At 66.0% G+C, this 10,357-nt stretch carries 10 protein-coding genes and 1 pseudogene; 8 read left to right on the top strand and 3 right to left on the bottom strand.

The annotated features are described in order from the left end of the window. The 5 genes from X803_RS20180 to X803_RS0113830 form a co-directional block, all read left to right on the top strand. Positions 1 to 1,325 (top strand): aldehyde dehydrogenase (NADP(+)) (locus X803_RS20180; RefSeq protein WP_035779140.1); only part of this gene is annotated, 1,325 nt, incomplete at its 5' end. Next, on the top strand, positions 1,322 to 2,506 hold the full coding sequence (locus X803_RS0113845) for a fumarylacetoacetate hydrolase family protein (RefSeq protein WP_026545583.1): 1,185 nt from the start codon (positions 1,322 to 1,324) through the stop codon (positions 2,504 to 2,506). The genes X803_RS20180 and X803_RS0113845, both read left to right, overlap by 4 nt. After that, positions 2,503 to 3,216 carry a GntR family transcriptional regulator gene (locus X803_RS0113840; RefSeq protein WP_026545582.1) on the top strand — a complete coding sequence of 238 codons (714 nt, stop codon included), beginning with the start codon at positions 2,503 to 2,505 and terminating at the stop codon, positions 3,214 to 3,216. The genes X803_RS0113845 and X803_RS0113840 overlap by 4 nt, the downstream gene beginning before the upstream one ends. Before the next feature lie 37 nt (positions 3,217 to 3,253). Then, positions 3,254 to 4,000: an SDR family NAD(P)-dependent oxidoreductase gene (locus X803_RS0113835; RefSeq protein ID WP_026545581.1), complete on the top strand. Its 747-nt coding sequence runs from the start codon at positions 3,254 to 3,256 to the stop codon at positions 3,998 to 4,000. A 59-nt stretch (positions 4,001 to 4,059) separates the two neighbouring features. Then, the gene (locus X803_RS0113830) at positions 4,060 to 4,911 is read left to right on the top strand and encodes a fumarylacetoacetate hydrolase family protein (RefSeq protein ID WP_026545580.1); all 852 of its coding nucleotides are present in this window, start codon (positions 4,060 to 4,062) and stop codon (positions 4,909 to 4,911) included. Positions 4,912 to 4,992: 81 nt separating this feature from the next. Here X803_RS0113830 and X803_RS20175 read toward each other — a convergent pair whose 3' ends face one another. Both X803_RS20175 and X803_RS0113820 read right to left on the bottom strand, forming a co-directional pair. After that, on the bottom strand, positions 4,993 to 6,024 hold the full coding sequence (locus X803_RS20175; protein WP_051470768.1) for a GTP pyrophosphokinase: 1,032 nt from the start codon (positions 6,022 to 6,024) through the stop codon (positions 4,993 to 4,995). A 223-nt stretch (positions 6,025 to 6,247) separates the two neighbouring features. After that, positions 6,248 to 7,624, bottom strand: coding sequence for a GmrSD restriction endonuclease domain-containing protein (locus X803_RS0113820; protein WP_084033779.1), 1,377 nt, complete (start codon positions 7,622 to 7,624; stop codon positions 6,248 to 6,250). A gap of 180 nt (positions 7,625 to 7,804) precedes the next feature. Here X803_RS0113820 and X803_RS0113815 point away from each other — a divergent pair, with 180 nt between their 5' ends. The 3 genes from X803_RS0113815 to X803_RS0113805 all read left to right on the top strand — a co-directional run bounded on the left by X803_RS0113815 (position 7,805) and on the right by X803_RS0113805 (position 9,998). Next, positions 7,805 to 8,179: an excalibur calcium-binding domain-containing protein gene (locus tag X803_RS0113815; protein WP_026545578.1), complete on the top strand. Its 375-nt coding sequence runs from the start codon at positions 7,805 to 7,807 to the stop codon at positions 8,177 to 8,179. A 394-nt stretch (positions 8,180 to 8,573) separates the two neighbouring features. After that, positions 8,574 to 8,999, top strand: a complete 426-nt coding sequence (locus X803_RS22860) for a sortase domain-containing protein (protein ID WP_253907479.1) — start codon at positions 8,574 to 8,576, stop codon at positions 8,997 to 8,999. 150 nt (positions 9,000 to 9,149) lie between these two features. Then, complete coding sequence (locus X803_RS0113805) at positions 9,150 to 9,998, top strand: endonuclease/exonuclease/phosphatase family protein (protein ID WP_026545577.1); 849 nt, start codon at positions 9,150 to 9,152, stop codon at positions 9,996 to 9,998. A gap of 21 nt (positions 9,999 to 10,019) precedes the next feature. Here the strand turns inward: X803_RS0113805 and X803_RS20165 are convergent. Beyond that, positions 10,020 to 10,357 (bottom strand): annotated as a pseudogene (locus X803_RS20165) (hypothetical protein); the annotation flags it as partial.

Here is a 10,357-nt window from a genome sequence, read left to right as displayed (position 1 = left end):
TGGCTGACACGCACCTCGCCGAGGCCCGCCTGCAGGGCGAACTGAAGCGATCCGCTTTCCAGCTGGAGCTTTTCGCCGACGAGGTGCGCACCGGCGTCGTACTGGATGCCGTGATCGACCACGCGGATCCTGAGTGGGGCATGGGCCCGCGCCCCGATATCCGGCGGGTCAACGTGCCCCTCGGGGTTGTCGGGGTGTTTGGCGCCTCCAACTTCCCCTTCGCGTTCAGCGTGATGGGCGGAGATTCCGCCTCCGCCCTGGCCGCCGGCTGCGCCGTCCTGCACAAGATGCACAGCGGCCACAGGACGCTGGCCCTGCGCACCGCGGAGATTGTGGTGGAGGCGCTGCGGAACGCCGGCGCACCGGAGGGTCTCTTCGCCGTCGTGGACGGGCGGGAGGCAGCTGAGGCGCTGGTTGACCACCCGCTGGTGAAGGCCATCGGGTTCACGGGCTCCACCGCCGGCGGCCGCGCCCTCTTCAACCGCGCATCCGCCCGGCCCGAGCCAATCCCCTTCTACGGGGAGCTCGGCAGCATCAACCCGGTGTTTGTCCTTCCTGAGGCCTGGTCCTCACGGTCCGCGGACATCCTGGCCGGTTACGCCGGCTCGTTCACCATGGGCATGGGGCAGTTCTGCACCAAGCCGGGCGTGCTGTTCGTCCCGGATTCGGCCACCGAGGAGCAGCTGCGCGGCGCCCTCAGCCCCGCCCTAGAGAAGGCGCCGCTCGGGAAGCTGCTCACCCCGGGGCTCCGGGACTCCTTCGGCCAGGCGCGCGACGGTCTCGCCGGCACCGACGGCGTGAACACGCTCATTTCCGGATCTAACGACGAGGTCCCCTCTCCCACCGTCCTGCTCACCGATGCTGCGGCGGTCCAGGCGGATCCGGAGATCCTGCGGCAGGAGATGTTCGGCCCGGCGACAGTGGTGGTCCGCTACACCAGTCCGGAGGAACTTCCGGGGCTGGCCGGGCTCATGGAGGGCCAGCTCACCGCCACCATCCACGCGGATGACGCCGATCAGGCCGGCGACCTGCTCGACACCCTGACCGGCATCGCGGGCCGCGTACTGTGGAACGGCTGGCCCACCGGAGTCACGGTGTCCTACGCGCAGCAGCATGGCGGACCCTACCCCGCCACCACGGCACCAGGGACGACGTCGGTGGGAACTGCCGCCGTCGGCCGCTTCACCCGCCCTGTCGCCTACCAGGACGTGCCCGACCAGTCGCTGCCGCCGGCACTGCAGGAGGCCAACCCGTGGGGCATCCGCCGCCGGGTGGACGGCCGGTTTGAGGAAGCACAGTCCGTTTCCGGGGAGGGTACACGATGACCGCTTCAATAAGTACCCTGCTGCCCGACGACGCCGACCAGGCTCTGCTGGTCGGGCGCCTGTGGGACCCGGAAACCGGCGGTCCCCGTCCCGTCCTGGTGGACGGGGACACCCTGGTGGACCTGTTTGACCACGCAGCCACCGTCTCCGAACTGCTCAATGGGGAGAACCCGGCCGCGCTGCTGGAGGACGCCCGTTCTTCCGCCGTACGGCGGTGGGATCTCGCCAGCGTTGCCGATGCCGTAACGGACGACGGCGGCGTGCCCCACCTGCTGGCGCCGGTGGACCTGCAGGCGGTGAAGGCCTGCGGAGTCACCTTTGTGGACAGCATGATCGAACGGGTGATCGAGGAACGCTGCGCGGGTGATTTCACGCTCGCCGAGCAGATGCGCGCACAGGTGTATGAAGCCCTGGGCGGCAGCCTCGCCGGCGTGCGTCCGGGGTCACCGGAGGCAGCCCGCGTCAAGGAGGTGCTGGTCCGCGAGGGGTTCTGGTCGCAGTACCTGGAGGTCGGAATCGGCCCGGATCCCGAGGTCTTCAGCAAGGCTCCCGTCCTGTCCGCCGTGGGCACCGGGGCGCGCATCGGCATCCCGTCCTTCTCCTCCTGGAACAACCCCGAACCCGAGCTGGTGCTCGTGGTGGACAGCACCGGCCGCGTCCGTGGCTGCACCCTGGGTAACGACGTCAACCTCCGTGATGTGGAGGGCCGCAGCGCGCTGCTCCTCGGAATGGCGAAGGACAACAACGGCTCGGCTGCGCTCGGTCCTTTTGTGCGGCTGTTCAACGGCTCCTACACGCTCGACGACGCCCGCCGGGAAACCATCCGCCTCACCGTGACCGGGACCGACGGGTACACCCTGAACGGAACCAACAGCGTCGAGCGGCTCAGCCGTCCCTTCGAGGAGCTTGTCGGCGCGGCCTATGGAACCCACCATCAGTATCCGGATGGGTTTGTGCTGTTTACCGGAACACTGTTCGCACCGAACGAGGACCGGGACGCCCCCGGCATGGGCTTCACCCACAAGACGGGCGACGTCGTGGAGATCCGCAGCGAACGGCTCGGTACACTGACCAACATGGTGGCACCGACGGAGGACCTGGAGCCCTGGCGGTTCGGGATCGGCAGCCAGCTGCAGTACATCCTGGCGCAGAAGCGCACAGACATGGCGCGTGCGCAATGACTGATGCCGCGGTGCGGGACGCCGAACCCCGGGGACGGTCAGGGACAGACGTCTACGGGATCCTGCGCGCCAAGATCCTCGACCTGCAGTTGCCGCCGGACGGCAAGATCAACATTGACGCGCTGGCCCGGGAACTCGGTGTTTCCCAGACACCCATCCGTGAAGCCCTCAGCCAGCTTGAGGGTGACCGGCTCATCGTCAAGACGCCGGGCAAGGGGTACCGCACCACGGCGCTCCTGGACACGGCGGAACTGCGGGAACTGTTTGAGTTCCGCCTGCTCGTGGAGCCGTGGGCGGCACGTGCGGCGGCGGTGAACCGTCTCATCAACCCGGCGAGGACCCTGCGGGCGTCCCTCGATGAATTCGAGTCCGGCACCGTCCACGAGGGCAACGTTCGTCACCAGCTCGTAGCCCACGACACGGTGTTCCATGACCGCATCCTCTCCGCCAGCAGCAACGAGTTTGCCCTGCACGCCTACCGGGCAACCCACTGCCACCTGCACCTTTTCCGGCTGCACCCGGCGGATTACCAGGGAACCACCACCGTGGAGGAACACCGCGGGATTGTGGACGCGATCGCTGCGTGCGACCCGGATGCGGCAGAGGAAGCCATGCACCGGCACCTCATCGGCGCCTACCACCGCTTCGCAGAGGCGTTCTCCCAGGAAGACTCCGATCTCAGGGTCCCCCCGCCGGCCAAACTCTGCTGACCTCTCCACCTCTCCCAGACTGACAAGGATGTTGACGATGGAATCTTTTGCGGGCGTGCGCGCCCTGGTAACCGGCGGTGCCTCCGGAATCGGCGCCGCCGTGACCTCCGCCCTGATCGCCCGCGGTGCGCGGGTGGCGGTGCTCGACCTGCGGCCCGAGGGCCTGCCGGAGGGGGTTGCGGGGTTCACCTGCGACGTCGGTGATCCTGCGTCGGTTGACGGGGCCGTGGCCGCGGCAGCACAGGAGCTGGGCGGGATCGACGTCGTCGTCAATAACGCGGGTGTCGGTGCGGCCGGAAGCGTCGCGGACAACGACGACGACGAGTGGCTGCGGGTGCTCAACATCAATGTTGTCGGAATCGCCAGGGTGTCCCGGGCTGCCCTGCCGCACCTGCGCGAGTCCGGCTGCCCGGCGATCGTGAACACTGCGTCGGTCGCCGCAACGCATGGTCTTCCCCAGCGTGCGCTGTACTCGGCGAGCAAGGGAGCCGTCGCGGCGCTGACCCGTGCCATGGCTGCCGACCATTTGGCTGAAGGCATCCGGGTGAACTGCGTCAATCCCGGCACGGCGGACACCCCCTGGGTTTCCCGGCTGCTCGACGCTGCCGAGGATCCTGCCGCCGAACGGCAGGCGCTTGAGGCCCGTCAGCCGCACGGACGGCTGGTCTCGGCGGACGAGGTGGCGGCGTCGATTCTGTTCCTCGCCGACCCGGCCAACGGTTCCACGTCCGGCACCTCGCTGTCCGTTGACGGCGGCATGCACAGCCTGCTCCTGCGGCGCTAGCTGTTAGTTGTTGGCGCCCGGGCATACACCCCCACCACAGAACACAAAGGAGACCTGACATGGAATTGATGCGACTGGGCGAGCACGGCCGGGAAATCCCCGCTGTCCGTCACGACGGCACCACCTACGACCTGCGCGGACTCACCGCGGACATCACCGGCGCCTTCCTGGCCGACGGCGGTGCAGGGCGGGTCCGCGAAGCGCTCGCCGCGGACGAGCTGCCAGAGCTTGAGGACGCTGCATCACTGAGAGTGGGCGCTCCGCTCAGCGGAATCGGCGCCGTCGTCTGTGTGGGCATGAACTACGCGGCGCACGCCGCGGAAACCGGTGATCTTCCGCCCAAGGCTCCCATCATCTTCTTCAAGCATCCCAACACGGTGGTTGGACCGAACGACGACGTCGTCATTCCGCCAGGCGCGCAGAAGGTGGACTGGGAGGTGGAGCTCGCCGTCGTCATCGGGAAGCGGGCCTCCTATCTGTCGAGCGCCGAGGAGGCACTGGAGTGCGTCGCGGGCTACACCATCAGCAACGATGTCTCCGAACGGGACTACCAGATTGCGCATTCCGGCGGCCAGTGGTCAAAGGGCAAGTGCGCACCCACCTTCAACCCGATGGGTCCTTCCCTGGTGCCGGCGGAGGATGTCGCGGATCCGCAGGCGCTGCGCCTGTATTCCAGTGTCAACGGTGAGTCGCGACAGGATTCGACGACGGCGGACATGGTTTTCAGCGTCGCCGAGATTATTCGCGACCTCTCCCAGTACATGGCGCTGGATCCGGGCGACGTGGTCAACACCGGCACTCCGCAGGGCGTTGCGCTCTCAGGCCGGTTCCCCTATCTCACCGCTGGCGACACCATGACCATCGGCATCGACGGCCTGGGCGAGCAGCAGCAGCGGGTCGTGGGTGCCTGAGGTGTCACCTCGCTGAGAGCTCAGCTAACGGACGAATAGCGCCTTCCGCCGCCGTGCTGGGTGCATTCAGCCCGTGAGCACTCAGCGTTGGGGGCCGGGCTCGTCTCGCAGTCTGCGGAGCCGGTGATTCAGTTTCCCGAGCCGGTTGCGGTCATGGCCAAGGGTCTGCGTCCTGTCGATATGTTCCTGGCCGTAGCGGACCAGCAGCAGGTCATCGGCGGCGCGGACGTGGCCCGGCGCGAACTTGTACTGGATCCTCCGGGCGATGCCCTCCCAGTCAGCGGACCCCATCAGCTCGGATGCCTGGGCCACGGTGGTGATGCCGTGGGTTTCCAGCAGCTCGCGCAGCCATTCGTATTGTTCGATGCGGCTGCGCGGGTTGTTCGGCAGGGAGTGTTCGAGAATGCGTTCCAGCGCTTCGCCGGTCAGGTCCTCGGGGAGGAGTCTGGTTGATTCGTCAGGGTTGGCTTTCTCTGCGGCGACCACGTTGCTGATGGTGCTGAACTGGTTGTCGGCAAGCTCAATGAGGCCGGAGGGGAGGGTGAAGGCGCGGTTGACCTCGGGCGGCACGGGGCCGGCACTCTTGTAGCGGATGTCATGCTCGAATTCCGCCCAGGCGTGTTGCAGGATGGTGCGGAACTGCACTTCGAAGCGTTCGCCGATGTGGTGACGGCATCCGTTCGGCGCGGCGTCTTCGCTGATTCTCAGCACCAGGTGCTGGCCTGAGTACCCGAACTCGCCCTTCTCACGCTGTTCAGCGGTCTTGTCCACGTGTGCGATCACTTCGAAGGAGTTGCGCAGGGCGGTGATGGCCCGCTCCACGTCGAGCTGGAGGAAGGTGATCACCCGCGCTCCGATGATGTCGTCGATTCCGCTCAACCCGTCCGCGTATTTGAGGCTTCCGTCGGGATTGCGGCGTCGGAGCTTCTGTTCGAGGGACTGGTGATCCTTCACCCGGTGTTCGATCGCGTGGTAGTTCAGGCCGTCGTCGTCGAGGCGTGCGGCAATAGCGTCCTGGATGGCACTGGCTGCGGCCCGCTTCTGGTGCTGGGTGGCAGCGTATTCATCGAGGCACTGGTTGATGAGCCGATCATAGGCGGAATCCGGATCCATCTGCCTCCTGCTTCCCCCGAAACGCCGTCAGTGGTTACACAGTAGCCGCGCGGCCCTTCGATGTGGACGGAAAGCGCCTATGTTGCTTCCGACGGAGTGCAGGCACTGCATTCATTGCAGTCAATGCCTGCAGAGCCTGCACCGTTTCTATCGACCTATAGACCCCCGCTTGGCGTGGGCTCCGGCGCTAGATTCGGCCGCGGCGTTCGGTCGGTCGACCGGGCTATTCGCAGCCGACACCGTCGCCGTCCCTGTCGAGATGACGTCCGTAGCCTGGCTGCGTGGCGTACACCGGAGCAGCGCCGGCCGCGCGTGCCGCTGAGCAGTTGGGGTAATAGACGGCTGCGGGTGCAGGCGCAGGAGCGGGTGCCGGAGCAGGCGCTGGCGCAGGAGCAGGCGCTGGTGCGGGTGCAGGGGCGGGCGCAGGTGCCGGGGCGGGCGCAGGTGCCGGCGCTGGCACCGGTGCCGGTGCCGGGGCGGGTGTGCGCGCGGGTTCCGGCTCGGGCGCAGACTGGTTGGTCGGCGCCATCGTGTCCGCGCAGTTCGACAGGATGCGTGCCATCGCATCGTGCTCGGCCTGGGTGACCCAGAGACTGTAGGTAGCCTTCACGGAGATCTGCCGCGCAACGTATTCACAGCGGAAGGACCGGTTCGGCGGGCGCCAGGTTGCGGCGTCGCCTGCGCCTTTCTGCTGGTTGGTGGGGCCGTCCGTTGCCTGGAGGTTCAGCGGATCATTCGCGAAGGCTACGCGCTGTTCGAAGGTGAGCTGCTGTGCACCCTTCTGCCAGGCGTCGGCGAGCGCAACCACGTGATCGATCTGGACGTCGCTGCTGGTGTTCTGCCCGCGGAGGAACGGGATGGTGGTTCCGGTATAGGGATCGTCCAGGGTGCCGGCCTGTACCTTGCACGGAACCGAGTTGGCATGGACGATGTCGTGAAGATCCCGGTTGAGCATGTCGTTGCGGGTATCGCACCCGTTGCGGTCGACGTCCAGCCATGCCTGGCCGAACTGGTCTCTGTCGTACCCGGTTTTCGGTGCGCGGCCCTTGATCGGGAGCGTCTCAAGCAGGGCGAGTGCCTTGACGCCGTATTCCGGCTGGTCCTGCGGTGCAGCCGGATCGCCCTGTGCTTCCACAACGTCGTCGTCATCAACGGGAGCAACGTCGGCGGAAGGGGACGGGCTTGGCGTCGGTGATGGGGTGGGAACCGCCGGTCTGGTGGCCGTTGCCGTTGCTGTTGCCGTCGGTTCTGCGGCGGTCTCTGTCTGCTCAGCAGTTGCTGTTGGGACGGTGGCCACGGTGGGCGGCATCAGTGCTCCACCCACGACGACGGCGGCAACACTGGCTGCCGTGACGATGGACCCTGACCTGCGTCCCGCCAGACGTGCCCACGATCCGCGTCCGGTGAGCACCGTGTAGAGACCGGTGAACAACGCCAGAATGGCTGCCAGGATGAGCGCGCCGCCTATACCGCTCGTGATCAGACCGAGTGCGATCAGAAACAGGCCGAACCCTCCGACAATCAACGTTGACGTCCTGGCGGTGCGTCTGCCCTGCGGCGAATCGCGATTTTGGGCAGAAGGCAGTGGCGAAAAATTCATGGAGCGTCCCCCGGTACGAGTGTTGTACCCCCATCGTATCGAGAGCCGGCTAGCACATCCGAGGTAGCTAATGCGTTCCTTGGACAAAAATGTGGATAACCTTGACGACTCATAAGCCGGCTGTCTAATCTCATGTGATCCGCGTCTCATCACCCGCGGTGTCTACACAAAGGGGAAACCATGAACAAGACAACAGCAGGACTGGCAGTAGCAGCAGCGGCAGGTCTCGTAACACTTTCGGCGGCGCCAGCCTCGGCGGTACCGTTCCCGAACTGCGATGCGGCAGCGTTGGCCGGCGTGTACAACATTCCTAGTACTGACTCGCGGTACAGCCCGGACCTTGACAGCGACTCTGACGGGGTGGGATGCGAGAACGCCAACTTCGGAATGGCTACGTCCACCACACAGCAGGTCACCATGACGCCAACCGGCGGCGCTGCCACCGGCGTCGAGGTGACGCAGACGGACAACACGGCAGCCCTGGCGCTCGGCGGCGGCCTGGTGCTGGCCTTGGCGGCGGGCGGAACGTACGTGGTCCGTCGTCGGGCGGCATGACAGGCAGGTCGTCGGAAGCGTCGAGTGATCGGATACTTTTCTCCACATGACTAGCCGTCTCAGGGACCGTTGCGGGAGCCTGCTGGCTGCCGCAACGGTCCCCCTGCTGCTGCTCACGGGCTGCGCTGCGCCCAGCCCTTCGGATGCCGCTGGGCCCCAACCCACGTTCACGGTCGCGGCGCCGTCGTCCCCCGCTGCGAAGAAGGACCAGTCGACGCCGCCGGTACCGGTGCCCTCCACTCTGCCTGAGGAGTCTGGAGAGCCTGCACAGCCGGCAGCGTCTGAACCGGTGAAGGCGGAACCCGCACCTCAGGGAGCGTCATCTTCAAAACCCTCTGAACCTGCCGAACCACAACCCAGAGTGTTTGGCCGATCGCTCCCCCAGACGCTGTCGATGCCCGCGCATGGGGTTCAGTCGGGGCTTCTCTACCTTGGACTTCAACCGGACGGCTCACTGGAAGTACCGCCCGGACATCCCGGTGCGCCTGCGTCCTGGTACCGGAACTCCCCCACGCCGGGTGAACCCGGACCGTCCATTTTCCTCGGACACGTCAACGCCAGTGACGGCGGCCCGGGTGTTTTCGCCTGGATCAAGCAGCTCAATCCGGGCGACCCAATTGAAATTTCGCGGGAGGACGGCACTGTGGCGGTGTTCGCCGTCGAACGCGGAGAACAGTACTCAAAGCATGCCTTTCCCACGCAGGCTGTGTACGGAAACACTGAAGGGCCCGAGCTCCGCCTGATCACCTGTGACGGCTACGATCCGGTCACCGGCACCTTCAACGACAATTACGTGGTCTACGCGAAGCTCGCTGCGTAGCGGTCAGCACTCCTCATTCACTGGTTCTTTCCACGCACGACGACGCTGCGTCACCTGGGACCCGTAGCGTCGCGACAGGCGCTCCGCACCAAGCCGGCGAGCGCCCGCTGTCCGGACCGGACAAGCGCGAATCGCTCTGGAGGTAAACCTGTGTTCAAGAAACTGATGTCTGTCTGCGCTGCCGCCGTGCTGGCTGTAGGGGCGGGCGCCGCCCCCGCAGCCGCGGCGCCGGATGCCACCAGCGTCCGCGTCATGTCCTTCAACACCCACCACGGCGCTGATCCTGCGGACAACCTGGATCTGGAGCGTATTGCCGGGGTCATCGAGGATTCCGGTGCTGACGTTATCGGGCTGCAGGAAGTCGACAACCACTGGTCTTCCCGCAGCGACTTCCAGGACCAGGCCGCCTGGCTGGCTGAGCGGTTGGGCATGCACTATGCGTACGCAGCCAACCTTGACCGCGATCCGGCAGCAGGGCAGACCGAGCGACGCCAGTACGGTACCGCCGTCCTGAGCGAGTACCCGATCCTCAGTTCCGAAAACCATCTGCTCACCAACATCGAGTACGAGGTCCGGCCGACCGAGCAGCGTGGCCTGCTGGAAACGGTCATCAACGTCGAGGGCAACCACATCAGCTTCTACAACACGCACCTCGATCATCAGCGCAGTGAACAGCGCCAGTCACAGATGAAGGAGATCCTCGCCATCAGCGAGGAGATGGACAGGCCTGCAGTCCTGGTCGGCGATCTGAATGCAGTACCCGGCACACCGGAAATGGAGACCGTCCTCAGCCAGTTCAGCGATGTTTTCGAGGTACTCGGCCAGCCCGACGACTTCACCTACCCCGTGGAGAACCCGAACCGCCGGATCGACTACATCCTGACGAAGGGCCAAATCCAGCCGTTGTCTGCGGAGGTGATCGACTCTGATTCGTCCGATCATCTGCCCGTTATTGCCGACCTTGAAATCAACCAGACTCCGAACGGACTGAATCGCTAGGGCCCAACCCAGTCATGCGTCTCAGGCCCGGTACAGTTCATCGCCTCTCAACTGGAAACACGGCGACTTCGCCTGCTGCCACCTCCGGTTGGAAATGTTGGCGCTATTCGTGAGTGAGACGGCGTCGGACACCACTTCGGCGAAACTTCCCGTCCGTGCGTAGACGGCGCGCTGCCGGTTGCAGCCGGTTCCCCGGATGAGGGTCTGGCGGAGCAGGGATTCGACCATGAGCTCTTCCCCCTGCTCCTCCAGCACCGGGCGGACGTGCTCGAACAGGGAGCGCGCCACGTGTCGGGCATCCCGGAGGACGTTCAGCTGTGCGTCGAGCAGTTCGCCGTTCAGGCCGTAACGGCTTCGGG

The organism is Arthrobacter sp. 35/47, assembly GCF_000520475.1.
Lineage (GTDB): Bacteria > Actinomycetota > Actinomycetes > Actinomycetales > Micrococcaceae > Arthrobacter_D > Arthrobacter_D subterraneus.
The sequence above is the reverse complement of the archived record's forward strand: the minus strand, read 5'-3'. Positions and strand labels throughout refer to the sequence as shown.

Coding starts and splice junctions, on each gene's coding strand:
- X803_RS0113845 (WP_026545583.1), top strand. CDS start 1,322: ATGACCGCTTCAATAAGTACCCTGCTGCCCGACGACGCCGACCAGGCT.
- X803_RS0113840 (WP_026545582.1), top strand. CDS start 2,503: ATGACTGATGCCGCGGTGCGGGACGCCGAACCCCGGGGACGGTCAGGG.
- X803_RS0113835 (WP_026545581.1), top strand. CDS start 3,254: ATGGAATCTTTTGCGGGCGTGCGCGCCCTGGTAACCGGCGGTGCCTCC.
- X803_RS0113830 (WP_026545580.1), top strand. CDS start 4,060: ATGGAATTGATGCGACTGGGCGAGCACGGCCGGGAAATCCCCGCTGTC.
- X803_RS20175 (WP_051470768.1), bottom strand. CDS start 6,024: ATGGATCCGGATTCCGCCTATGATCGGCTCATCAACCAGTGCCTCGAT.
- X803_RS0113820 (WP_084033779.1), bottom strand. CDS start 7,624: ATGAATTTTTCGCCACTGCCTTCTGCCCAAAATCGCGATTCGCCGCAG.
- X803_RS0113815 (WP_026545578.1), top strand. CDS start 7,805: ATGAACAAGACAACAGCAGGACTGGCAGTAGCAGCAGCGGCAGGTCTC.
- X803_RS22860 (WP_253907479.1), top strand. CDS start 8,574: ATGCCCGCGCATGGGGTTCAGTCGGGGCTTCTCTACCTTGGACTTCAA.